This is a genomic window from Actinoalloteichus caeruleus DSM 43889 (assembly GCF_000429185.2).
GTDB lineage: Bacteria > Actinomycetota > Actinomycetes > Mycobacteriales > Pseudonocardiaceae > Actinoalloteichus_B > Actinoalloteichus_B caeruleus.
Window position 1 is genome coordinate 5,537,953 of record NZ_AUBJ02000001.1, and the last position, 22,005, is coordinate 5,559,957.

General features: G+C 72.9%; 22 protein-coding genes and 1 pseudogene. 15 read left to right on the top strand and 8 right to left on the bottom strand.

Translation table 11 applies throughout. The features are described from left to right. Nucleotides 1–19: 19 nt before the first annotated feature. The 5 genes from G443_RS22565 to G443_RS22585 form a co-directional block, all read right to left on the bottom strand. Nucleotides 20–1,369 (bottom strand): sulfate adenylyltransferase subunit 1, encoded by a 1,350-nt coding sequence (locus tag G443_RS22565; protein ID WP_051313848.1) that lies wholly within the window; start codon nucleotides 1,367–1,369, stop codon nucleotides 20–22. Continuing rightward, complete coding sequence (cysD, locus tag G443_RS22570) at nucleotides 1,369–2,298, bottom strand: sulfate adenylyltransferase subunit CysD (protein WP_253860309.1); 930 nt, start codon at nucleotides 2,296–2,298, stop codon at nucleotides 1,369–1,371. Before cysD ends, G443_RS22565 begins: the two co-directional genes overlap by 1 nt. A gap of 148 nt (nucleotides 2,299–2,446) precedes the next feature. Continuing rightward, complete coding sequence (locus tag G443_RS22575) at nucleotides 2,447–3,193, bottom strand: phosphoadenylyl-sulfate reductase (protein WP_051314197.1); 747 nt, start codon at nucleotides 3,191–3,193, stop codon at nucleotides 2,447–2,449. Beyond that, complete coding sequence (locus G443_RS22580) at nucleotides 3,190–3,345, bottom strand: hypothetical protein (protein ID WP_026419823.1); 156 nt, start codon at nucleotides 3,343–3,345, stop codon at nucleotides 3,190–3,192. The genes G443_RS22575 and G443_RS22580 overlap by 4 nt, the downstream gene beginning before the upstream one ends. Further along, the gene (locus tag G443_RS22585; RefSeq protein ID WP_026419824.1) at nucleotides 3,342–5,030 is read right to left on the bottom strand and encodes a nitrite/sulfite reductase; all 1,689 of its coding nucleotides are present in this window, start codon (nucleotides 5,028–5,030) and stop codon (nucleotides 3,342–3,344) included. Before G443_RS22585 ends, G443_RS22580 begins: the two co-directional genes overlap by 4 nt. 442 nt (nucleotides 5,031–5,472) lie before the next feature. Here G443_RS22585 and hemW point away from each other — a divergent pair, with 442 nt between their 5' ends. The 10 genes from hemW to era all read left to right on the top strand — a co-directional run bounded on the left by hemW (nucleotide 5,473) and on the right by era (nucleotide 15,502). After that, nucleotides 5,473–6,699, top strand: coding sequence for a radical SAM family heme chaperone HemW (gene hemW / locus G443_RS22590; protein WP_026419825.1), 1,227 nt, complete (start codon nucleotides 5,473–5,475; stop codon nucleotides 6,697–6,699). 170 nt (nucleotides 6,700–6,869) lie between these two features. Then, nucleotides 6,870–7,895, top strand: a complete 1,026-nt coding sequence (gene hrcA / locus G443_RS22595; RefSeq protein WP_026419826.1) for a heat-inducible transcriptional repressor HrcA — start codon at nucleotides 6,870–6,872, stop codon at nucleotides 7,893–7,895. Between the two features lie 205 nt (nucleotides 7,896–8,100). Beyond that, nucleotides 8,101–9,273, top strand: coding sequence for a molecular chaperone DnaJ (gene dnaJ, locus G443_RS22600; protein WP_026419827.1), 1,173 nt, complete (start codon nucleotides 8,101–8,103; stop codon nucleotides 9,271–9,273). Nucleotide 9,274: 1 nt separating this feature from the next. Next, nucleotides 9,275–10,030 carry a 16S rRNA (uracil(1498)-N(3))-methyltransferase gene (locus G443_RS22605; RefSeq protein WP_026419828.1) on the top strand — a complete coding sequence of 252 codons (756 nt, stop codon included), beginning with the start codon at nucleotides 9,275–9,277 and terminating at the stop codon, nucleotides 10,028–10,030. A gap of 39 nt (nucleotides 10,031–10,069) precedes the next feature. Then, a complete protein-coding gene (locus G443_RS22610; protein ID WP_026419829.1) occupies nucleotides 10,070–10,453 on the top strand; it encodes a histidine triad nucleotide-binding protein in 384 nt (127 codons plus the stop codon). Nucleotides 10,454–10,612: 159 nt separating this feature from the next. Continuing rightward, entirely contained in the window at nucleotides 10,613–11,761 is a 1,149-nt protein-coding gene (locus G443_RS22615) for a PhoH family protein (RefSeq protein WP_081715600.1), read from the top strand. Between the two features lie 5 nt (nucleotides 11,762–11,766). Further along, nucleotides 11,767–12,345, top strand: a complete 579-nt coding sequence (gene ybeY / locus G443_RS22620; RefSeq protein ID WP_026419831.1) for an rRNA maturation RNase YbeY — start codon at nucleotides 11,767–11,769, stop codon at nucleotides 12,343–12,345. Between the two features lie 15 nt (nucleotides 12,346–12,360). After that, the gene (locus tag G443_RS22625) at nucleotides 12,361–13,764 is read left to right on the top strand and encodes a hemolysin family protein (RefSeq protein WP_030105554.1); all 1,404 of its coding nucleotides are present in this window, start codon (nucleotides 12,361–12,363) and stop codon (nucleotides 13,762–13,764) included. Continuing rightward, nucleotides 13,733–14,122 carry a cytidine deaminase-like protein gene (locus G443_RS22630; RefSeq protein ID WP_051314198.1) on the top strand — a complete coding sequence of 130 codons (390 nt, stop codon included), beginning with the start codon at nucleotides 13,733–13,735 and terminating at the stop codon, nucleotides 14,120–14,122. The genes G443_RS22625 and G443_RS22630 overlap by 32 nt, the downstream gene beginning before the upstream one ends. Before the next feature lie 471 nt (nucleotides 14,123–14,593). After that, on the top strand, nucleotides 14,594–15,502 hold the full coding sequence (gene era / locus G443_RS22635) for a GTPase Era (protein WP_026419834.1): 909 nt from the start codon (nucleotides 14,594–14,596) through the stop codon (nucleotides 15,500–15,502). A 100-nt stretch (nucleotides 15,503–15,602) separates the two neighbouring features. Here the strand turns inward: era and G443_RS22640 are convergent, their stop codons facing one another. Continuing rightward, nucleotides 15,603–16,436, bottom strand: coding sequence for a metal-dependent hydrolase (locus G443_RS22640; protein ID WP_026419835.1), 834 nt, complete (start codon nucleotides 16,434–16,436; stop codon nucleotides 15,603–15,605). 188 nt (nucleotides 16,437–16,624) lie between these two features. After that, nucleotides 16,625–17,062, bottom strand: a complete 438-nt coding sequence (locus G443_RS22645; protein ID WP_026419836.1) for an ArsI/CadI family heavy metal resistance metalloenzyme — start codon at nucleotides 17,060–17,062, stop codon at nucleotides 16,625–16,627. A gap of 80 nt (nucleotides 17,063–17,142) precedes the next feature. On the opposite strand from G443_RS22645, the gene G443_RS22650 reads away from it, so the two are divergent. The 3 genes from G443_RS22650 to G443_RS22660 all read left to right on the top strand — a co-directional run bounded on the left by G443_RS22650 (nucleotide 17,143) and on the right by G443_RS22660 (nucleotide 19,172). Further along, nucleotides 17,143–17,514 (top strand): ArsR/SmtB family transcription factor, encoded by a 372-nt coding sequence (locus G443_RS22650; RefSeq protein ID WP_026419837.1) that lies wholly within the window; start codon nucleotides 17,143–17,145, stop codon nucleotides 17,512–17,514. Further along, nucleotides 17,511–18,626 (top strand): ACR3 family arsenite efflux transporter, encoded by a 1,116-nt coding sequence (gene arsB, locus G443_RS22655; RefSeq protein ID WP_026419838.1) that lies wholly within the window; start codon nucleotides 17,511–17,513, stop codon nucleotides 18,624–18,626. Before G443_RS22650 ends, arsB begins: the two co-directional genes overlap by 4 nt. Nucleotides 18,627–18,761: 135 nt before the next feature. Continuing rightward, the gene (locus G443_RS22660; protein WP_026419839.1) at nucleotides 18,762–19,172 is read left to right on the top strand and encodes an arsenate reductase ArsC; all 411 of its coding nucleotides are present in this window, start codon (nucleotides 18,762–18,764) and stop codon (nucleotides 19,170–19,172) included. A 55-nt stretch (nucleotides 19,173–19,227) separates the two neighbouring features. Here the strand turns inward: G443_RS22660 and G443_RS22665 are convergent, their stop codons facing one another. Continuing rightward, on the bottom strand, nucleotides 19,228–19,647 hold the full coding sequence (locus tag G443_RS22665; protein ID WP_026419840.1) for a VOC family protein: 420 nt from the start codon (nucleotides 19,645–19,647) through the stop codon (nucleotides 19,228–19,230). A gap of 324 nt (nucleotides 19,648–19,971) precedes the next feature. Between G443_RS22665 and recO the strand changes: the two genes are divergently transcribed. Then, on the top strand, nucleotides 19,972–20,787 hold the full coding sequence (gene recO, locus G443_RS22670; RefSeq protein WP_026419841.1) for a DNA repair protein RecO: 816 nt from the start codon (nucleotides 19,972–19,974) through the stop codon (nucleotides 20,785–20,787). A gap of 339 nt (nucleotides 20,788–21,126) precedes the next feature. Next, nucleotides 21,127–21,933, top strand: a pseudogene (locus tag G443_RS22675) (isoprenyl transferase); the annotation flags it as partial. Nucleotides 21,934–22,005 lie beyond the last annotated feature (72 nt).

Here is a 22,005-nt window from a genome sequence, read left to right on the forward strand (position 1 = left end):
GTTCCTCTCGGTGTCGCGGTCACGCGTCGTGGCCGAGTGGGCCCGGGGACGACCCGGCGGGACCGTCGCCGTCGGGGATCACCGGCAGGGGACGGCCGACGAGACCGGCGGCGGCGGTCGTGCCGTCGGCGGGGTCGATCAGCAGGAACGCGCCGGTCCGGTGGGAGTCGGCGTAGTCGTCGACGGGCAGCGCCTGGGCGCACCTGATCCGCACCCGCCCGATGTCGTTCAGCTCCAGCAGGTCCGGGGCCGGTGACGACCCCAACCGCTGTTCGTCGAAGCGGGCGGCGAGTTCGGTGACGATCGCCGGCACGGTGCGGGTGCCGTGCTTGACCAGGAGCCGGGTCCCGGGGCGCAGCGGGCGGTCGGCCAACCAGCACAGCACGGCGTCGAGTTCCTCCCTGGGAGTGGGGGCCGACGTCGCGCCCGCGATCAGGTCGCCCCGCCCGATGTCGAGGTCGTCGCCCAGCACGAGGGTCACCGACTGGCCCGGCACCGCGTGCGGGAGCGGGCCGTCCGCCGTGTCGATGCGCGCCACCGTGCTGGTCAGGCCGGCGGGTGAGACGGTGACGCGGTCACCGGGCCGGACCGTCCCGGCGGCCACCTGCCCGGCGTAGCCCCGGTAGTCGGGGTGCTCCGGGGTGCGCGGGCGGATCACGTACTGCACGGGGAACCGGAAGGGCGCGTCGCGGTGGTCGGTCGCCACCGGGGTGGTCTCCAACAGCTCCAGCAAGGTCGGTCCCGCGTACCAGGGAGTCGCCGTCGACGGGCGTGCCACGTTGTCGCCGACCAACGCCGACACCGGCACCGACCGCACGCGCCCGGCCGGGTAGCCCAGCGCCGAGGCGTGGGTGGCGAAGTCCTTGGCGATCGACTCGTAGGTCCCCTGGTCGTAGCCGACGAGGTCGATCTTGTTGACCGCGAGGACGAGGTGGGGGACCCCGAGCAGGGCGGCCACGGCGGCGTGCCGACGTGTCTGCTCCAGCAGCCCGCGCCGCGCGTCGACGAGGAGCACGGCCAGCTGCGCGGTCGACATCCCGGTCACCGTGTTGCGGGTGTACTGCACATGGCCGGGCGTGTCGGCCAGGACGAAGGTGCGGCGGGGCGTGGCGAAGTAGCGGTAGGCGACGTCGATGGTGATGCCCTGCTCCCGTTCCGCGCGGAGGCCGTCGACCAGCAGGGACAGGTCCGGCGTCGCCAGGCCCCGGTCCGCGCTGGCGCGGGTGACGGCGTCCAGCTGGTCGGCGAGGACCGACTTCGTGTCGTGCAGCAGCCGACCCACCAGCGTGGACTTGCCGTCGTCCACGCTGCCGGCGGTGGCCAGGCGGAGCAGGCCGCGGGTGTTCTCGCCGTGTCGCGCACCGACCATCAGAAGTAGCCCTCCCTCTTGCGGTCCTCCATGGCGGCCTCGGAGAGCCGGTCGTCGGCGCGGGTCGCCCCGCGCTCGGTCAACCGGCTGGCCGCGACCTCGTCGATCACCTCGTCCACCGTCGAGGCGGTGGACTCCACCGCCCCCGTGCAGGAACCGTCACCGACGGTGCGGTAGCGGACCGTGGCGCGGCGGACGGCCTCACCGTCCCGAGGCCCGCCCCACGGCCCACTGGTCAGCAACATCCCGTCGCGGGCGAACACCTCCCGCTCGTGGGCGAAGTACAGGGAGGGCAGCGGCACGCCCTCCCGCGCGATGTAGGCCCAGACGTCGAGTTCGGTCCAGTTCGACAGCGGGAACACCCGGACGTGCTCCCCGGGCTGGTGGCGGCCGTTGTACAGGTTCCACAACTCCGGGCGCTGCCGGCGGGGCTCCCACTGGCCGAAGGAGTCGCGCGGGCTGAAGACCCGCTCCTTGGCCCTGGCCCGCTCCTCGTCCCGGCGGCCCCCGCCGAAGACCGCGTCGAACCGGTGCTCGGCGATGCTGTCCAGCAACGGCACCGTCTGGAGCGGGTTGCGGGTGCCGTCGGGGCGTTCGACCAGTCGGCCGTCGGCCAGCCAGTGCTCGACCTCGGCGACGACCAGTCGCAGGCCGTGCTCGGCGACCAGGCGGTCCCGGAACTCCAGGACCTCGGGGAAGTTGTGCCCGGTGTCGACGTGCAGCAGCGGGAAGGGCACCGGCGCCGGCCAGAACGCCTTGATCGCCAACCAGACGAGCAGCGTGGAGTCCTTCCCACCGGAGAACAGGATCACCGGCCGGTCGAACTCACCCGCGGCCTCCCGGAGGACGTGGATCGACTCCGATTCGAGCGCGTCCAGCGTGGACAGCGGGTCGGCCTCGGAACCGACTGGCGGGGCGACGGCGACCATCGGCGGGGACGGGGAGTGCTGGGGTGGGGTGTGCGGCGTGACGTTGCCCATCGGCGCCTCTCTCACGGCGGATCGGTGGCGGTGGTGTGGAGGGGGATGCGGGGCGGGCGCAGGACTGGTCGTCCGCCGGTCACGGGTCGGGGCCGTGTCAGCCGTGCAGCCCGCACTCCGTCTTCCGCAGGCCGGCCCACCGCCCGCTTCGCGGGTCGGAACCGGGCGCGGGACGACTGGTGCACGGTCGACAGCCGATGGAGGGGTAGCCGGCCGCCACGAGCGGGTTGACCAGCACCTGGTGTTCGGCGGCGTAGTCGGCCATGTCCTCGTCGCTCCAGAAGGCGAGGGGGTTCACCTTCACCAGGCCGTGGCGTTCGTCGAAGGTCACCAACGGCGTGTCCGCCCGCGTCGGTGCCTCCACCCTCCGCACCCCGGTCACCCAGGCGCGGTAGCCGGAGAGCGTGCGGCGCAACGGTGCGACCTTCCGCAGCGCGCAGCACCGGTCGGGGTCGCGGGCGAACAGGTCCGGTCCCTCGATCGCGTCCTGCTCGGACACCGTGCGCTCGGGGACCACGTCGACCACCCGCACCGGATAGGTGGTGGCCACCGCGTCACGGGTGCCGATGGTCTCGGCGAAGTGGTAACCGGTGTCGAGGAAGAGGACCGCGACACCGGGCCGAGCCCGGGACGCGAGGTGGACCAACACCGCGTCCTGCATGTTGGAGGCGACGATCCAGTCGTCGCCGAAGGTCCGCGCGGTCCACGCCAGGACGGTGGCGGCGTCCGCTCCGGCCAGCTCGCGGGCGCCGTGCTCGGCCAGCGCCCGCGACTCCGCCCGCCGCGCGTCCGTGTTGTCGGGGGCGGGGCCGGCTCCGTTGGCCCTCGGGCGGGTGGCGCTCATGGGGACACCTCCGGTAAGGCGAGGCCGAGCATGCGCACCGCGAAGACGCGCCGGCACGCGGCGCAGCGCCAGGCCCCGGCGTGGTCGGCTTCCGGGTACAGGTCCTCGTCCGCGCAGTACGGGCAGTAGTGGGGGACGGCTCGGTCGGTCACGTGAGCGCCCCGGCCTCGGCCCGCTGCGCCCACCGCGCGAACCGTTCCCCCGGTTCACGCTGCTCCACGTACCGACGGACCACGCGTTCCACGTAGTCCGGCAGCTCCTCGGCGGTCACCTTCAGCCCCCGCAGCTTCCGGCCGAACCCGGCGTCCAGGCCCAGCCCACCGCCCAGGTGCACCTGGAACCCCTCGACCTGCCGGCCGTCCTCGGCCCGGACGATCTGCCCCTTGAGGCCGATGTCGGCGACCTGGGTGCGGGCGCACGCGTTCGGGCAGCCGTTGATGTTCACGGTGACCGGGTCACCGAGGTCCGATCCCACGTCGGCGAGGCGACGTTCCAACTCGGACACCAACTCCGCGGCCCGGCCCTTGGTCTCGACGATCGCGAGCTTGCAGAACTCGATGCCGGTGCACGCCATGACGCCCCGCCGCCACGGCCGGTCGTCCGAACGCAGCCCGAGGGAGTCCAGATCGGACCGCAGCGCGGCCAGCTGCGCCTCGGGCACGTCGAGCACCAGGAGGTTCTGGTGCACGGTGGTGCGGACCCGGCCGGACCCGGCGCGCTCGGCCGCCTTGGCCAGCGCCACCAGGGTCGACCCGGAGACCCGCCCCGCGACGGTGGTCGCGCCCACGTAGTAGCGGCCGTCGCGTTGCCGGTGCACCCCGACGTGGTCGCGGTCCCGAACGGCCGGCGGGGGAGCGGGACCGTCGGTGAGCCGCCGGCCCAGGTACTCCTCCTCCAGCACCTGCCGGAACCGTTCGGCACCCCAGTCGGCGACGAGGAACTTCAGGCGCGCCCGGTGCCGCAGCCGCCGGTAGCCGTAGTCGCGGAAGATCCGCACGACGCCGTGCCACACGTCCGGGACGTCGTCGAGGGGGACCCACGCCCCCAGTCGCACCGCCAGCCGGGGGTTGGTGGACAGCCCACCGCCGACCCACACGTCGAACCCCGGGCCGTGTTCGGGGTGGTCGACGCCGACGAAGGACACGCAGTTGGTCTCGTGCACCACGTCCTGGCGGGGGGACCCGGACACCGCCGACTTGAACTTGCGGGGCAGGTTGGACAGCTCGGGGTCACCGATGTAGCGGCGGGTGATCTCCTCGATGGCGGGAGTGCCGTCGACGATCTCGTCCTCGGCGATCCCGGCCACCGGGGAGCCCAGCACCACCCGGGGGCAGTCCCCGCACGCCTCGGTGGTGGACAGCCCCACGGCCTCCAGCTCCCGCCAGATGGCCGGTACGTCCTCGATGCGCACCCAGTGGAGCTGGACGTTCTGCCGGTCGGTGATGTCGGCGGTGTCCCGCGCGTAGGTCTGGGACACCTCCCCGATGACGCGGAGCTGTTCCGTCGTCAGCGCTCCGCCGTCGATCCTGACCCGGAGCATGAAGTACTCGTCGTCGAGTTCCTCCGGGGCCAGCACGGCCGTGCGCCCGCCGTCGATCCCGGGGCGGCGCTGGGTGTACAGGCCCCACCAGCGGAACCTGCCGCGCAGGTCCGCCGGGTCGATGCTGGCGAACCCGCCGGCGGCGTACCGGGACTCGATGCGAGAGCGCACGTTCAGCGGGTTGTCGTCCTTCTTGGACCGCTCGTTGGGGTTGAGCGGCTCCCGGTACCCCAGGGCCCACTGCCCTTCACCACGACGACGTGGGGGCGTGCTCGTCGCCTCGGGTGGGGAAACCATGCGTGACCTCCGACGTTCGGACGGTGCGCGCGGGGTGCGGTGGCCGACGCCCGGGAGACGGGCGGAGGGAGGACCAGCCGACGCACCCGGCGCCTGCTGGTGAAAGAGGAGAGCGGCGCGGGTCTAGCGGCCGGGACGGCACAGTGCGCTGGCGACGCGCTTGTAGTCGACGTGACGTCGAGCTACCAGTCGCATACGCAGTGCGGTCATGGCTTCGAGCCTGCCACGGGCGTGAACCCCGGTCCACCCCCGACCGCATGGTGGGAAACGGCGGCGGGGACGGTCCTCCCGTGGTCGTGGGGGTGGGATCCGGTCGGCGCCTCGGGGCCACCACCGGGCGGGGCGGCGTGGACCCGGTCACGTGGAGAGCCCGCCCACGACCGCGGGGAGCGGTCCTCCACCGCCCGTCTGGTCGTCGACGGCGCGGTGGAACACTGCGGAGGTGCCCTCGACCCTGCCCGACGGTGAGCCGGTCCCCTCGGACGGTTCCCTGCCCCCGGAAGCGCTGTCCACCTTCGGACGGCGGCCCTTCGGTGTCTACGTCCACGTCCCGTTCTGCGCCACCCGGTGCGGCTACTGCGACTTCAACACCTACACCCCCGGCGAGCTGGGCGGGGCTGCCTCCCCCGACTCCTGGGCGGAGGCGGCGCGCCGGGAACTGGAACTCGCGGCCACCGTCCTCGGCGACGGACGGCCCGTCGACACGGTCTTCGTCGGAGGGGGCACCCCCTCCCTGTTGGGCGCGGACCGCCTGGTCGAGGTGCTGGGCTGGATCCGCGACACCCTCGGGCTCGCCCCGGACGCGGAGGTGACCACCGAGGCGAACCCGGAGTCCACCTCTCCCCGGTTCTTCGAGACCCTCCGCGCCGGCGGGTACACCCGGGTTTCGCTGGGCATGCAGTCCGCCGCCCGGCACGTGCTCGCCGTCCTGGACCGCCAGCATTCGCCGGGGCGGGCCGCCGCCTCGGCGAGGGAAGCCCGGGCGGCGGGGTTCGAGCACGTCAACCTCGACCTCATCTACGGAACGCCCGGCGAGACCGACCAGGACCTGCTGGCGTCGCTGGACACGGTCGTCGAGGCCGGTGTTGACCACGTCTCGGCCTACGCGCTCATCGTCGAGGACGGGACGGCCCTGGCCAGGAGGGTGCGGCGCGGGGACCTGCCCGCCCCGGACGACGACGTGCTCGCCGCCCGCTACGAACTCCTCGACGACACCCTGGGCCGAGCCGGGTTCGGCTGGTACGAGGTGTCCAACTGGGCACTGACCTCAGCCGGACCGGGGGCGCGGTGCCGGCACAACCTCGGCTACTGGACGGGGGGCGACTGGTGGGGAGTCGGCCCGGGCGCCCACAGCCACGTCGGCGGGGTGCGGTGGTGGAACGTCAAGCACCCGGCCCGCTACGCGGGTCTCCTCACCCAGGGACGCACCCCCGCCGCCGGGCGGGAGGTCCTGGCGGAGGCGGACCAGCTGGTGGAGCGGGTGCTGCTGGAGCTGCGGGTCGTCAACGGGCTCCCCGTGGAGGTGCTGGCCGGGTCGGCGCGCGCCGAGGCCGAGGCCGCGGCCTCGGAGGGGCTGCTCGACCCGGAGGCGCTGCGGTCGGGACGGGCGGTGCTGACCAGGAGGGGGCGGCTCCTCGCCGACGGCGTGGTCCGCCGACTGGTCGCCTGATCGCCTGTCACCCGGTACCGGTACCGTCGCCGGGCGTCACGATCGAGCCGCGGCCGAGGAAGGCTGACCTCACGGTCCCCTGACACCACTAAACTTGGATCAGGCGCGCCCCGGCCACCGGGTCGGCGGTGTCGTCTACCCAGGCATCCGGACGAGGTGGGAGGCACCTGATGGCGACCGCGGAGGAACGCCGATTCGAGGTGCTGCGCGCGATCGTCGCCGACTACGTCTCCACCCACGAACCGGTCGGTTCCAAGGCGATCGTCGACCGGCACAACCTCGGCGTCTCCAGCGCGACCGTGCGCAACGACATGGCCGCGTTGGAGGAGGACGGGCTGATCACCCAGCCGCACACCAGCGCTGGCCGGGTCCCGACGGACAAGGGCTACCGCCTGTTCGTCGACCGGCTCAGCGAGGTGAAGCCGCTGTCGCGGGCGGAGCGGCGGGCCATCCGCAGCTTCCTGGACGGCGCGCTCGACCTCGACGACGTCCTGCGGCGCAGCGTGCGGTTGCTCGCCCAGCTGACCAGGCAGGTCGCCGTCGTGCAGTACCCGACGCTCACGCGGTCGACGGTGCGGCACCTGGAGGTCGTGCCGATCACCTCGGCGCGGCTGATGTTGGTGCTCATCACCGACACCGGTCGGGTCGACCAGCGGATGGTCGACCTCGCCGACGTCATCGGCGAGGACGACGTCGGCAGGTTGCGCACCATCCTGAACTCCGCGATGGTCGGGCAACGCCTGCCCGAGGCGTCCGCGAAGGTCGCCGAGCTGCCCGAGCAGGCCCCCGCCGAACTGCGGGACTCGGTGCTGCGGGTGTGCGGGGTGCTGATCGAGTCGTTGGTGGAGCACCCGGAGGAGCGGCTCGTGCTGGGTGGCACGGCGAACCTCACCCGCAACATCACCGACTTCCCCGGTTCGCTGCGCCAGGTGCTGGAGGCGCTGGAGGAACAGGTCGTCGTGCTCAAGCTCCTCGCCACGGCCCGCGACTCCGGCACCGTGACGGTGCGCATCGGCGGGGAGAACGAGGCGCGGGAGATGCGGGACACCTCGGTGATCTCGGTGGGCTACGGGGTGCACGACATGGTGTTGGGCGGGATGGGGGTGGTCGGCCCCACCCGGATGGATTATGCGGGGACGATGGCGGCGGTCCGCGCGGTCGCCACCTACGTGGGGGAGATACTCGCTGGACGCTGACCACCTCCGGCCGTGGGACAGACCAGGGCCGGACGTGGAACATGGACGGGAACCCCATCGAACGGGCAGTGGCCGACCCGCCCGGTGCGACCCGAGGAGCGGGTGCCACTGCCGGCAACCGAGGTGCGCGCCGTGGGGGCGCGCGAACCGAGCGAGAGCGCGGCAGCCGCGGGTGGCGGCGGCTGCGACAGGAGGACTGGAGAAGGTGGCCAAGGACTACTACGGCTTGCTCGGAGTGAGCCGGGACGCCACGCCGGACCAGCTCAAGCGGGCCTACCGCAAGCTGGCCAGGGAACTGCACCCCGACGTCAACCCGGATGCGGACGCCCAGCAGCGCTTCCGGGAGGTGACCGCCGCCTACGAGGTGCTGTCGGACCCGCAGAAGCGCAAGATCGTCGACCTGGGCGGTGACCCGCTCGCCAACGGCGGCGGTGGTGGCGGTCGGGGAGCGTCCGACCCGTTCGCCGGGTTCGGGCTCGGCGACATCATGGACGCCTTCTTCGGTGGTGGCGGCCCGGGCGGCGGAGGACGCGGCCCCCGCAGCCGGGTGCAGCCCGGCAAGGACGCCCTGCTCCGGCTGGAGCTCACGCTGGAGGAGTGCGCCAGCGGCATCAGCAAGGAGATCGCCGTCGACACGGCGATCGTCTGCGACCTGTGCCACGGGACCGGCTGCCAGAACGACTCCGTACCGGAGATGTGCGACACGTGCGGCGGTCGCGGCGAGGTCCAGTCCGTGCAGCGGTCGTTCCTCGGCCAGGTCGTCACGGCGCGGCCCTGCCCCACCTGCAAGGGGTACGGCGAGGTCATCCCCGACCCCTGCCGCCGCTGCGACGGTGAGGGCCGGGTCCGCGCCCGCCGCGAGATCACCGTGAAGATCCCCGCCGGTGTCGGGGACGGCATGCGGGTGCGCCTGAGCAACCAGGGGGAGGTCGGCGTGGGCGGCGGCCCGGCCGGTGACCTCTACGTCGAGGTCGTCGAGCTACCCCACGAGGTCTTCGTGCGCGAGGGCGCGGAGCTGCACTGCACGTTGTCGATCCCGATGACGGCTGCCGCCCTCGGAACGGTCATCCCGTTGGAGACCCTGCACGGCGCCGAGGAGATCCGCGTCGAACCCGGCACCCAGTCGGGCACCGAGGTGCTGCTCAGCGGGCGTGGCATGCCCAAGCTGCGCCCGAACGGGCGCACCGCCGGCACCGGTGACCTACACGTCCACCTGGAGGTCGCGGTGCCCACCCGGCTCGACAGCCGGCAGACGGAACTGCTCCGGGAGCTGGCCGCGCTGCGCGGTGAGGAACAGGAGGACCTGGCCGCCGCCCACACCAACGGCAGGAGCGGCGGGCTCTTCTCCCGGCTGCGCGACTCGTTCGGTCACCGCTGAGGTGCGGGACCGGGACCGCCGCACGGCCGGGCTCCCCGTCTTCCTCGTCGACGGGCTGCCCGAGGCCGGCGAGGTGGACCTGACCGGCGAGGAGGGGCGGCACGCGTCGACCGTGCGGCGGCTGCGGGCGGGGGAGGAGCTGCTGCTCGGCGACGGAGCGGGCGGCCGGGCCCGCTGCCGGGTGACCTCGCTCGGCCGGGGTGAACTGCGCGCGGAGGTCCTGGAGCACTGGTTCGAACCCGCTCCGGCGCTGCGGGTGACCCTCGCGCAGGCGTTGGTCAAGGGCGACCGGGGCGAGCTGGCGGTCGAACTCGCCACCGAGGCCGGTGTCGACGCGGTCGTGCCGTGGCGGGCCGAGCGGTGCGTGGCGAAGTGGGAGGACGGCCCGCGTGGCGCGAAGGGGCTGACCCGCTGGCGGTCGTCGGCCCGGTCCGCGGCGAAACAGGCCCGGCGGGCCTGGCTGCCGGCGGTCGAGGAGCCGCTGGGCCTGAGCGGGCTCGCCGCTCGAGTGGCCTCCGCCGACCTCGCGCTGGTCCTCCACGAGGTCGCCGACCAGCCCCTGCCAGCCGTGCCCCTCCCCGCCTCCGGGGAGGTGCTGCTGGTCGTCGGCCCGGAGGGCGGGATCACCGACCGCGAGTTGGCCGCGCTCACCGAGGGTGGGGCGGTCCCGGTGCGCATGGGGCGCACCGTGCTCCGCGCCTCCACCGCCGGGGTGGTGGCGCTGGGTGCGCTGGGCGCGCTGACCGGCCGGTGGTGACGTGACCCGGATCTGATCGTGAAGCATTAGCCTGGGGCCATGAGTGAAGCGGAAGCGGACTGCCTGTTCTGCCGTGTCGTCGCCGGTGAGCTGCCGAGCACGATCGTGCGGGAGACCGACACCGTGGTGGCGTTCCGGGACATCAACCCGCAGGCGCCCACCCATGTGCTCGTGATCCCGAGGGCCCACTACGCGGACGCCGCCGAGGTGGGGCGCGAGGAGCCGTCGCTGTTGGTGGACATGCTCAACGTCGCGGCCGGGGTCGCCGAGGAGGAGGGGCTGACCGGCACGGGCTACCGGACGTTGTTCAACACCGGTGCCGACGCGGGGCAGACCGTCTTCCACGCCCACCTGCACCTGCTCGGCGGTGAGCCGCTCGGCGGCCTCGTGGGAGGCGTGCTCAAGGCTCCCTCGGACGCGTGACGAGGGAGCACGTCCCGTCACCCCGTGCGCGGGTAGTCGAATCAACAGTGCGTCCCGGCGCCCGGGCCAGCTAGCATCGTGGCGTGGCCGTTCGGCGCCGGGCGCACCGGACGGGAGTCGAGAGGCGCGCGCAGGCGCAGAAGGCAGGCCCGAGAGCACGTGGCTGGATCCGCAGCGAGAACCGCTCGCAGTGTCGACACGACATCGGGGGGCGGGACCGCCCCGGCCGGAGCGGCGAACACAGCAGGCAACGGGTCGGCGGGCGGGCCAGGGCGGGCACGCTCCAGCATCGTCGTTCCCGACCCCCTCGTCCTGGGGCTGCTGGGCTCCCAGGACGAGAACCTCCGCGCGTTGGAGGGGCTGGTCAGCGCCGATGTCCACGTCCGGGGCAACGAGGTCACCCTCTCGGGGGCCCCTGCCGACGTGGCCTTCGCCGAGCGCCTGTTCAACGAGCTGGTGACGCTCGTGGGCAGGGGAGAACACCTCAAACCGGACGTGGTGCGCCGCACGGTGGGCATGCTCTCCGCCGACAGCGGCGAGTCGCCCGCCGAGGTGCTGAGCCTGGACATCCTCTCCCGCCGCGGCCGCTCGATCCGCCCCAAGACGCTGAACCAGAAGAGGTACGTCGAGGCCATCGACCACCACACGGTGGTCTTCGGGATCGGCCCGGCGGGAACGGGCAAGACCTACCTGGCGATGGCCAAGGCGGTGCAGGCGCTCCAGGCGAAGCAGGTCAACCGCATCATCCTGACCCGCCCGGCCGTGGAGGCCGGGGAACGCCTGGGCTACCTGCCCGGCACCCTCTACGAGAAGATCGACCCGTACCTGCGGCCCCTCTACGACGCGCTGCACGACATGATCGACCCCGACTCGGTGCCCCGGCTGACGCAGGCCGGCACGATCGAGGTCGCTCCGCTGGCGTACATGCGAGGGCGCACCCTGAACGACGCCTTCATCATCCTGGACGAGGCGCAGAACACCACGCTGGAACAGATGAAGATGTTCCTCACCCGCCTCGGCTTCGGATCGAAGATCGTCGTCACCGGTGACGTGACCCAGGTCGACCTGCCCAGCGGGGCGACCAGCGGGCTCCGTATGGTCCGGGACGTCCTCGAGGGCGTGGACGACGTCCACTTTTCCACGTTGACCAGCAAAGACGTGGTCCGACACCGGCTGGTCAGCGACATCGTGGAGGCCTACGACCGTTGGCACGCCCGGCACGACAACAACTCTGACGACCAGGAGGAATCGGACCGGGGTCGTGGCTCGGCCGGGCGGCAGGGCCGCGGCCGGCGCCGGGACCGATGAACGACATGAGTATCGAGATCGCCAACGAATCCGGCGTGGCCATCGACGAGAAGTCCGTGGTGGCGGCCGCGCGGTACGCCCTCGACCAGATGGGGGTCAGCCCGCTCGCCGAGCTGTCGGTGCTGCTCGTGGAGCTGGACACGATGTCCGACCTGCACGAGCGGTGGATGGACCTGCCGGGGCCGACCGACGTGATGGCCTTCCCGATGGACGAGCTGGACTCCGCGCGGCGACCGGACGCCGGTGGTTCCGGCCCCGCGTTGCTGGGGGACATCGTGCTGTGCCCCGAGTTCGCCCGGGACCAGGCCAAGAAGGCCGGTCACAGCCTGAGCCACGAGCTGCACCTGCTGACCATCCACGGCGTGCTGCACCTCCTCGGGTACGACCACGCGGAACCGGCCGAGGAGCGGGAGATGTTCGCGCTCCAGAACCGGCTGCTCGCCGAGTTCCAACACGAGTTCACCGAGGCCAGGCGGCTCGCCAGGCAGCACAGCGCCGACTCGCGGGTGTTGGGCGCGGTCGGGCTGGATGACGATTCCGCGGCCGAGGCGCCCGACCACCGGTCGGGCGACACCGGCAGCTGAGGCGAGGAGCTGAGCATGTCGAGCCTTCCGGTGTTCCTCCCGGTCGCGATCCTGCTGGTGGCGCTGGCAGGGGTCTTCGCGGCGGCGGACTCGGCGATCAGCACGGTCTCCCGGGCCCGCGTCGAGGAAATGGTCCGGGCCGGGCGCAACGGCGCCTCCCGGCTCGCCGCCGTCGTCGCCGACCGACCCCGGCACATCAACCTGCTCGTCCTGCTGCGCCTGGGGTGCGAGCTCACGGCGACCGTGCTGGTCACGGTCGTGGTCGTGGAGGCGTTCGACCCCGACTGGCTGGCGGTGCTCATCGCCGGGCTGGTGATGCTCGTCGTGTCCTACGCCCTCATCGGGGTGGGACCGAGGACGATCGGCCGGCAGCACCCCTACGGCGTGGGTTGCCTGCTGGCCGGACCGGTGTGGTTGCTCGCCAGAGTGCTCAGCCCCTTGAGCCGGCTGCTCATCCTGGTCGGCAACGCGATCACCCCGGGCCGGGGTTTCCGGGAGGGACCGTTCTCCTCGGAGGTCGAGCTGCGCGAGCTGGTCGACATGGCCGAGCAGCGGGGTGTGGTCGCGGCGGGCGAGAGCCAGATGATCCACTCGATCTTCGACCTCGGGGGGACCGTCGCCCGCGAGGTGATGGTGCCCCGCACCGAGATCGTGTGGATCGAGCAGCACAAGACCGTCCGCCAGGCCCTGGCGTTGTGCCTGCGCACCGGGTACACGCGGGTGCCGGTGATCGGCGAGAGCGTCGACGACATCGTCGGCGTGGTCAACCTGAAGGACCTGGTCCGGCACGCGGTGGAGGCGAGCGGTCCGGCGGCGCTCGACCGCACGTCGGGCACCCACACCCCGGTCTCCGACCTGATGCGGCCGGTCGCGTTGGTGCCCGACTCCAAGCGCCTGGTGGACCTGCTCAAGGAGATGCAGATCTCCCGCAACCACCTGGCCGTGGCGGTGGACGAGTACGGCGGCACCGCGGGCCTGTTGACGATCGAGGACATCCTCGAGGAGATCGTCGGCGAGATCACCGACGAGCACGACGTGGGGGAGCGTCCGCCGGTCGAGATGCTGCCGGACGGCACCGCGAGGGTGAGTGCCCGGCTGCCGTTGGACGACCTGGCGGAGTTGTTCGACCTCGAGCTGGAGGAACACGACGTCGACACCGCCGGCGGATTGTTGGCCCACCGGCTGGGCCGGGTCCCGCTGCCCGGTGCCGAGGCCGACATCGACGGCCTGTGGCTGCGGGCGGAGGGCGGCAAGGACAACCGGGGACGGATTCGGATCACGACGCTGCTGGCGCGGCGGACGGGCCCGGCCCGGCGCCGACCCACCAGCGCGGTGGACACCGAGCCCGCGGAGGCCGAGGCGGCCCAGCGGGCGATCGCTGACAGTCATGACCAGGAAGGGAGCGCCGCCCGTGGCTGAATCGCCGGCCGTCACCACTGAACTGGGTCAGGAGGACAGCAAGATCGTGGTCCTCGCGAGGTCCGTACGCGCCAGGACGGGCGCGGCCGAGGGCGCGGCGGTTCGGGACCTGGACGGCCGGACCTACGCGGCCGCCACCGTCACCCTGCCGTCGCTGCGGCTCACCGCCGTCCAGGCGGCCGTGGCCGCGGCGGTGGCCAGCGGCGCGGAGGGGCTGGAGGCGGTGGCCGTGGTCACCGAGGCCGGTGACGTCGACGAGGCCTCCCGTGCCGTGATCCACGACCTCACCCCTGACGCCCTGCTGATCCGCGCGGACGCCAGCGGGGCAGTGGTGGCCGCCGGGGCCGTCAACGGCTGAGAGCCGCCCCGGCGGTGGGTCCCGCGCCTCGGACGCGTTCCGCGCGCATCGGCGGAGGTGTTCGGCTCCTGAGCCGTCCCGGATCGGATCCCTGGCGCCTGGGCTCGCCCGACCGTCCCGCCCGCCTTTCGGCGGTGCGGGGCGAGGGGATGCCTCCGTGGTGAGCAGCTGGGGCACGCGCGCTCGCCTCGGCGGTCGGCCAGCCCGTGTCGGGGGACGACGCCACGGCGCGGTCGGCGTGCCGCGTGCGTGCCGAGCCCGTTCCGCACCAGCCGCGACAGGACCTCACCGAAGCCGGGGGTGAACCGCGACCCCCCGAGCCTCGCGGCGATGGCGGCCCGCTCCACCTCGGTGCGCACGGCGGCGGGGGTCGCCCTCGCGAGGCCCCGCGCCGGCGGGGCCCGCCCAGGAGGCGCTGGTCACGGGCCGGGGGTGCCCAGAGGTGCGGCACCGTCAGCGACAATGGGGGGCATGACCACCCCGGCTGACGACTTCCGGTCCGGCTTCGCCTGCTTCGTCGGGCGCCCGAACGCGGGCAAGTCCACCCTGACGAACGCGTTGATCGGCACGAAGGTGGCCATCACCTCCAGCAAGCCCCAGACCACGCGGCACGCCATCCGTGGCATCGTGCACCGGCCGGACGCCCAGCTCGTGGTGGTGGACACCCCGGGCCTGCACCGCCCGCGCACCCTGCTCGGGCAGCGGCTCAACGACGTGGTGCGGGAGACCTGGTCGGAGGTCGACGTCGTCGGCTTCTGCGTCCCGGCTGACCAGCGCATCGGTCCCGGTGACAAGTACATCGCCACCGAGCTGCGGTCGATCGCCCGCAAGACGCCCGTGGTCGGCATCGTCACCAAGACCGACCTCGTGCCGCAGCAGCGGGTCGCCGAGCAGCTGCTGGCCCTCCAGGAGCTGATGGACTTCGCCGAACTGGTGCCCGTCTCGGCCGTGGACGGCTACCAGGTGGATGTCGTGGCCGACCTGCTGGTCGGCCGCCTCCCGGTCGGTCCCCCGCTCTACCCGGACGGGGAGCTCACCGACGAGCCGGAGGCCACACTGGTGGCCGAGCTGATCCGGGAGGCCGCGCTGGAGGGGGTGCGGGACGAACTGCCGCACTCCATCGCCGTGACCATCGACGAGATGGCGCCCAGGGAGGGGCGGGACGACCTGGTGGACGTCTACGCGGTGGTCCACGTGGAGCGCTCCAGCCAGAAGTCCATCGTCATCGGGCAACGCGGCCAGCGGCTCCGCGAGGTGGGGGCCACCGCGCGGCAGCACATCCAGAAGCTGCTGGGGACGAAGATCTACCTGGACCTCCACGTGAAGGTGTCCAAGGACTGGCAGCGCGACCCCAAGCAGCTCCGCCGCCTCGGTTTCTGAAGGCGGGAGGGCGGCCCCCACCGCTCCGGGCGGCAAGGGGCGCGGGTCGTGGGCGACCCGGGAGCCGGGTCGCCGTCGGGGGCGGTGACGAGCCGGACGGTCAGCCGGTGAGGCCCACCGCCAGCAGCAGTCCCCCGGTGCCGAGCAGGCTGACCGCCTGGACGGCCTTCTCCACCCGGCTGCCGGTGCGGAAGCGCAGGCGCCGGGGGAGCAGGTGCAGCCGGTGCCAGCGCCGGCCGGGGCACCGACGCCGACGGCCGGACCGCGCGGGGCGCCGGCACGCCCGCGACGGGCAGCGCAGTCTGAGCGGCCACGCCATCGGAACCCCGTACTCGGTGACGGCGTCCCCGGCGACGTGGACCAGCATCCCGACGGCGACGACGGCTCCGAGCGGCCAGCCCATGCCGTCGGTGGCGCCCGTCCGGACCAGGACGACCGTGAGGACGATCGCGTAACCGGCCGACCAGAGCCGCCGGTGGGCGCGGGTCACCTGCCGCACGCCGCGCGGGAGCGCGTAGCTGAGGGACCGGACGGACGCGGTCAGGCAGAGCAGCAGCACCCCCACGATCACCCAGTGGGTGAGATGTTGGGCGAGGCCGACGACCAGCCCGACGGCCAGGGCCGCGACGGGGGTGTGGGTGAGGTAGCGGTGCGCGCCGTCGCCGGGCAGGTCGTGCCGGGTGCGGGTGGCCCGGTACGCGAACCGGGACACCGACTGGGCTCCGCTGGCCAGCAGGGCGGTCAAGGCGCCCCCGGACCTGGAGACGGTGGAGCCGTCGTGGTCGATGTCGGGCAGGAGCGCGGCTCCGGCGGCCACCAGGCCGCCGGTGAGTAAGAGGGGGACGGTCGTCTCCACCCCGGCCAGCGGGGCGAGCGCCATCGTCGTCCCCACCCCCGCCAGCAGACCCGTCGTGCTGTGGCCACCGTTGTTCACCGAACCTCCCGGTCGTCGTGCGATCACTCCACAACTACCGAAGGTGTCGATCTTGTGGCGGGGCGAGACGGTTCGGACCGGGGCGGCGGTGGCCCGGAGGCGGGCGGCAGGGTCGTCGGGTCAGGTCGAGCTGGTGGGTGCGCACCCGGTGAGCGGCCATGCTCGCCCACCGGGTGTCCGCCGGGTGCTCAGGAACAGCACGCGCTCGGAGCGGCCCGGTCGGGCGTGGTGGTCAGCTCCGGGTTCGTGCCGTAGTCGGCGGAGTCGTCCTTGACGACGTAGACCTCCCACGGCTCGCTGCCCGGGCCGTGGACCCAGACCTTGTCCTGCACCGCGTAGCAGCAGGTCGTGTCGTTCTCCACTTCGGTGAACAGGCCCAGCTCGGAAAGGCGGCGGGTCGCCGTGCCCACCTGCTCGCTGGTCTCGACCTCGACACCGAGGTGGTCCAGGACGGTGTCCTGTGCGGGCTCACCCTCCAGCAGCACGAGCTTGAGCGGCGGTTCGGTGACGGCGAAGTTGGCGTAGCCCGGGCGCAGCTTGGCCGGCTCGACACCCAGGAGCTTGGTGTAGAAGGCGATCGAGGCGTCCAGGTCACCCACCCGGAGGGCCAGTTGCAGGCGCGACATGAGTACTCCCTTGGATAGACAGGCATCGAAACAGGCATGGATAGATTGCTCTCTAAATAGATGTGTGTCAAGGTTGGCTCATGTCGAAGCAACGTCCGGCGGTGGACGTCGAGGCCCTGTGCTGCTCGCCGCTGATGCGTCGGCCCCTCTCCGCCGACGAGTCGACGGAGCTCGCCAGGATGTTCAAGGCGTTGGCCGACCCGGTGCGGCTCCGGTTGCTGTCCCTCGTCGCCTCCCACGCGGGCGGAGAGGCATGCGTGTGCGATCTGACGGGCGCGTTCGACCTGACCGGACCCACGATCTCGCACCACCTCAAGGTCCTGCGCGAGGCGGGGCTCATCGACGGGGAGCGGCGGGGCACCTGGATCTACTACCGGGTTCGCCCGGCCGCGCTCGGAGCGCTCGCGACGGTGCTGACGGCATCCGCGCTGCCTGAGCGGGTGGACACGTGAACAGCACCGCCGAAAGCGGAGTGGTGGGGCGCCTCTCCACCCTGGACCGGCTGCTTCCCCTCTGGATCCTGGCGGCGATGCTGCTCGGCCTCCTCGCGGGCCGAGTGGTTCCCGGACTGGGCCCGGCACTGGACACCGTCCAGATCGACGGGATCTCGCTGCCCATCGCGGTCGGCCTGCTGGTCATGATGTACCCGGTGTTGGCGAAGGTCCGCTACGACCGGCTCGACACCGTCACCTCCGACCGTCGGCTCCTGCTCTCCTCCCTGGTGCTGAACTGGGTGGTCGGGCCCGCGCTGATGTTCGCGCTGGCCTGGCTGCTCCTCCCGGACCTGCCCGAGTACCGCACCGGCCTGATCATCGTCGGCCTGGCCCGCTGCATCGCCATGGTCATCATCTGGAACGACCTCGCGTGCGGGGACCGTGAGGCCGCGGCCGTGCTGGTCGCCCTCAACTCGGTCTTCCAGGTGGTGGCCTTCGGGGCCCTGGGGTGGTTCTACCTGGCGGTGCTACCCGGCTGGCTCGGCCTCCCCCAGACCGAGCTGGCGGTCTCCGGCTGGGACATCGCCAGGTCCGTGCTGATCTTCCTGGGGGTTCCCCTGCTCGCCGGCTACCTCACACGCCGACTCGGCGAGCGCGCACGTGGACGGGACTGGTACGAGAACCGGTTCCTGCCCCGGGTCGGCCCCCTGGCCCTGTACGGGCTGCTGTTCACCATCGTCGTGCTCTTCGCGCTCCAGGGGGAGCGGATCACCAGCCGCCCCTGGGATGTCGCGCGTATCGCGCTGCCGCTGCTCGTCTACTTCGCCGCGATGTGGGCCGGCTCCTTCGCACTGGGCCGAGCGCTGGGCCTGGGCTACGAACGCTCCACGACCCTGGCCTTCACCGCGGCCGGCAACAACTTCGAACTCGCCATCGCGGTGGCCATCGCCACGTTCGGCCTCACCAGCGGGCAGGCGCTCGCCGGCGTGGTCGGCCCGCTGATCGAGGTCCCCGTCCTGGTCGGCCTCGTGTACGTGGCGCTGTGGGCCCGCCGCCTGTTCCCGGCCCCCGGAGGCCGACCGGACGACGATCGTGACGGCGACCTGACCCGCACCAGAGGCGAGGGCTGAGGTCGCGGGGGAACCGGGGAGCCCCCACCACCCGGATGATCCCCTGGGAAGCGGCGGGCCCCCTGACCACCGGTGCTCCCACGGGGTGACGCCGCGACCTGACGCCGTTCCCGGCACGACACGGAGGAGCCACCCATGCCCCACCGGCCCGAGGTCCTGTTCGTCTGCGTGCACAACGCCGGCCGTTCCCAGATGGCCGCCGCCCTGCTGCACCACCGCGCCGGGGGGCGGGTCGACGTCCGTTCGGCCGGTTCCGCCCCGGCCCACTCCGTGAACCCCGCGGTGGTCGAGGTGATGGCGGAGATCGGCCTGGACCTGAGTCGTGAGTTGCCCAAGCCCCTGACCGAGGAGGCGGTGCGCGCGGCCGACGTGGTGATCACGATGGGCTGCGGCGACGCCTGCCCCGTCCACCCGGGCAAGCGCTACCTGGACTGGCGCCTCGACGACCCGGCGGGACTGGGCGTGGCGGACGTCCGACCGATCCGCGACGAGATCGACCGCCGGGTCGTCGCCCTGCTCGCCGAGCTCCTGCCCGCTTCGGGGTGAGCGGGGCGACGTCACCCCCTCGAGGGCTTCCCGTCGGGCCGTGGGCCCGCCTGCCTCAGGACGTCGACGGCGGGTCGACGTGGATCTGCCAGGCGTGGCCGTCGGGGTCCGCGCACACCCCCGAGTAGCCCCACGGCTGGTCGGTGAGTTCGCTGATCACCGCGCCCCCGGCGCTGATGACCCGCGCCACCAGCGCGTCGGCCTCGGCCGGGGACGCGACCGACACCGTCACCAGGCACTCGCTGGTGCCAGGGGAGGCGACCTCGCGGTCGCCGAGCGCCCAGCCGAAGCCCTCGGTGGGGATGAGCGCCAACAGGACGCGGTCATCGAGCCGGAAGGCCAGCGGTTCGGGCACGCCGTCCTCGGTCGGCGGACCGACGAGCTCGAACCCGAAGGCGTCGCGGTAGAACGCCATCGACCGCTGCCGGTCCTCGATCGGCAGGCTGAGGGTGACCTCGCGTGGGGCGACAGGCATCGGTGCTCCGGTTCCTCCGTGGTGGGTTCGTCGGGCCGGCTCCGAAGCTAGCGGAGCGGTACGACATCCCCGCCACGAGAGGAAGGACCCCTGGTGGTGGAGCCCGGGCCCAGCGGTGGCTACCACCCGGCGCGCCCCGGGTGCCCCCGGCGGGGCCTCGGAGTGGGCTCGCGGCGCGCGACGAACCGCGTCCCGCACCGGCGCGCGTCACGGGCGCGCCCCCGCCACCGTGCGGGTGCGCCCCTCGGCGCACCCGGTGTGACCTGCTCCGCCCTGCCGGTGCCCCTGCCCGGTGCCGCGCCATCCGGGTGGCAGGATGGCCCGGTGAGCCTGTACCGCGATACCGGAGTCGTGCTGCGCGTGCAGAAGCTCGGGGAGGCGGACCGCATCATCACCCTGCTGACCCGGCGGCACGGCAAGATCCGCGCCGTGGGCAAGGGCGTGCGGCGGACGATGTCCCGGTTCGGGGCCAGGCTCGAACCCTTCGGCCACGTCGACCTCCAGCTCTACACCGGCCGGACCCTGGACGTGGTCACCCAGGTGCAGACCCTGGACGCCTTCGGCGCGGGCCTGGTCGACGACTACGAGCGCTACACGGCCGCCTCGGCCGTGCTGGAGGCCGCCGATCGCCTCACCCCCGAGGAACGCACCCCTGCCATGCGGATCTACCTGCTGGTGGTGGGGGCGTTGCGCACCCTGGCCAACGGGGAGCGGGAACCCACCCTGGTGTTGGACGCCTTCCTGCTGCGGGCGATGACCCAGGCGGGCTGGGCGCCGGCGTTGCTGGAGTGCGCCCGCTGCGGGGAACCAGGACCGCACCGGGCGTTCAACGTGCCCGCCGGTGGTTCGGTGTGCCCGACCTGCCGTCCCCCCGGTTCGGTGTCCCCCGCCCCGGAAACCCTCGAACTGCTGTCTGCCCTGCTGCACGGGGACTGGGCGGACGCCGAGGCGGCCAGCGCCGCCAGCCGCCGGGAGGGAGCCGGCCTGGTCGCCGCGCACGTGCAGTGGCACGTGGAGCGGCAGCTGAGGTCCCTCGCCCTGGTCGACCGGCCCGGGGACGACGCGCCGTGGCCGGCCGAGCCGGAGCGCGGTGCCGACATCGCCTCGGCGGGCGCGGACCCGTCGCCGGTGGCCCACTGACCACGGACGAGGTCGCCGAGGCCTCGGACGCCGGTGTTCGGCGAACGCACGGTCGCCCCGGCGACTCGTGGGCGACCGCCGGGGGAGTGAGCAACCACCCGCTGATCGCTGCGGAGGGCGGTCAGGCAGGATGGGCGATCGCGGGGAACGGCTCACCGGGAGCACGCGGTCCCGGCCCGGGCGATGCCGACACGGCCCAGGACCCGCACGGGTGACGGCGGTCCCACCGCCGGCCCGTCACGGCGACGGTGGCCGCGTCCGATCCGGCACCAGGTTGGTTCGCCGTCGGCCCACGGCCGGCCGAGCCGTTCCCACACGTCGAGGAGGTAGGCACGTCACATGCTGAGTCGTTACCGGTGGGGCCGGGAGCGGTCCGGCGTCTCCGCTCCGGACCCGCATCCCTCCGGCGCCCAACCGCCCGCGATCCCCCGGGAGCTGGTGCCCAACCACGTCGCCCTGGTCATGGACGGCAACGGTCGGTGGGCGCGGGCCAGGGGACTGCCCCGTACCGAGGGCCACCGGCGAGGTGAGGCGGTGCTCATCGACGTCGTCGGCGGGGCCATCGAGCTCGGCGTGAAGTGGTTGTCGGTCTACGCGTTCTCCACGGAGAACTGGAAGCGCAGCCCCGAGGAGGTGCGCTTCCTCATGGGGTTCAACCGGGACGTCATCCGCCGCCAGGTCGACTACCTGGACTCCATCGGTGTACGGGTGCGGTGGGCCGGACGGCGGCCACGGCTGTGGCGGAGCGTGATCCGGGAACTGGAGATCGCCCAGGAGCGGACGAAGGACAACGACGTCCTCACCCTCACCATGTGCGTGAACTACGGAGGGCGGGCGGAGATCGCCGACGCCGCCAGGGAACTCGGCAGGCTCGTCGCCGCCGGGAAGCTCAACCCGGAGCGGATCGACGAGCGGATGCTGACCCGGCGGCTGTACGAGCCGAACATGCCCGACGTCGACCTGTTCCTCCGCCCCTCGGGCGAGCAGCGGACCTCCAACTTCATGTTGTGGCAGTCGGCGTACGCCGAGATGGTCTTCCTGGACACGTTGTTCCCCGACTTCGACCGACGTGAGCTGTGGAAGGCCTGCGACATCTACGCTCGGCGTGACCGCCGGTTCGGGGGTGTGAAGACCCCGGTCGCCGCCGACGCCCCGGCCACCGAGGCCGTTCCCGAGCGGGAGGACCTGCCGTCCTGGGAGGAGCGGGAAGCGGCCCCC

What these genes read in the sequence shown, in the direction of transcription:
- G443_RS22565 (WP_051313848.1), bottom strand. Translation starts at nt 1,369, where the DNA reads ATGGTCGGTGCGCGACACGGCGAGAACACCCGCGGCCTGCTCCGCCTG.
- cysD (WP_253860309.1), bottom strand. Translation starts at nt 2,298, where the DNA reads ATGGTCGCCGTCGCCCCGCCAGTCGGTTCCGAGGCCGACCCGCTGTCC.
- G443_RS22575 (WP_051314197.1), bottom strand. Translation starts at nt 3,193, where the DNA reads ATGAGCGCCACCCGCCCGAGGGCCAACGGAGCCGGCCCCGCCCCCGAC.
- G443_RS22585 (WP_026419824.1), bottom strand. Translation starts at nt 5,030, where the DNA reads ATGGTTTCCCCACCCGAGGCGACGAGCACGCCCCCACGTCGTCGTGGT.
- hrcA (WP_026419826.1), top strand. Translation starts at nt 6,870, where the DNA reads ATGGCGACCGCGGAGGAACGCCGATTCGAGGTGCTGCGCGCGATCGTC.
- G443_RS22610 (WP_026419829.1), top strand. Translation starts at nt 10,070, where the DNA reads ATGAGTGAAGCGGAAGCGGACTGCCTGTTCTGCCGTGTCGTCGCCGGT.
- ybeY (WP_026419831.1), top strand. Translation starts at nt 11,767, where the DNA reads ATGAGTATCGAGATCGCCAACGAATCCGGCGTGGCCATCGACGAGAAG.
- G443_RS22625 (WP_030105554.1), top strand. Translation starts at nt 12,361, where the DNA reads ATGTCGAGCCTTCCGGTGTTCCTCCCGGTCGCGATCCTGCTGGTGGCG.
- G443_RS22630 (WP_051314198.1), top strand. Translation starts at nt 13,733, where the DNA reads ATGACCAGGAAGGGAGCGCCGCCCGTGGCTGAATCGCCGGCCGTCACC.
- era (WP_026419834.1), top strand. Translation starts at nt 14,594, where the DNA reads ATGACCACCCCGGCTGACGACTTCCGGTCCGGCTTCGCCTGCTTCGTC.
- G443_RS22645 (WP_026419836.1), bottom strand. Translation starts at nt 17,062, where the DNA reads ATGTCGCGCCTGCAACTGGCCCTCCGGGTGGGTGACCTGGACGCCTCG.
- G443_RS22650 (WP_026419837.1), top strand. Translation starts at nt 17,143, where the DNA reads ATGTCGAAGCAACGTCCGGCGGTGGACGTCGAGGCCCTGTGCTGCTCG.
- G443_RS22660 (WP_026419839.1), top strand. Translation starts at nt 18,762, where the DNA reads ATGCCCCACCGGCCCGAGGTCCTGTTCGTCTGCGTGCACAACGCCGGC.
- G443_RS22665 (WP_026419840.1), bottom strand. Translation starts at nt 19,647, where the DNA reads ATGCCTGTCGCCCCACGCGAGGTCACCCTCAGCCTGCCGATCGAGGAC.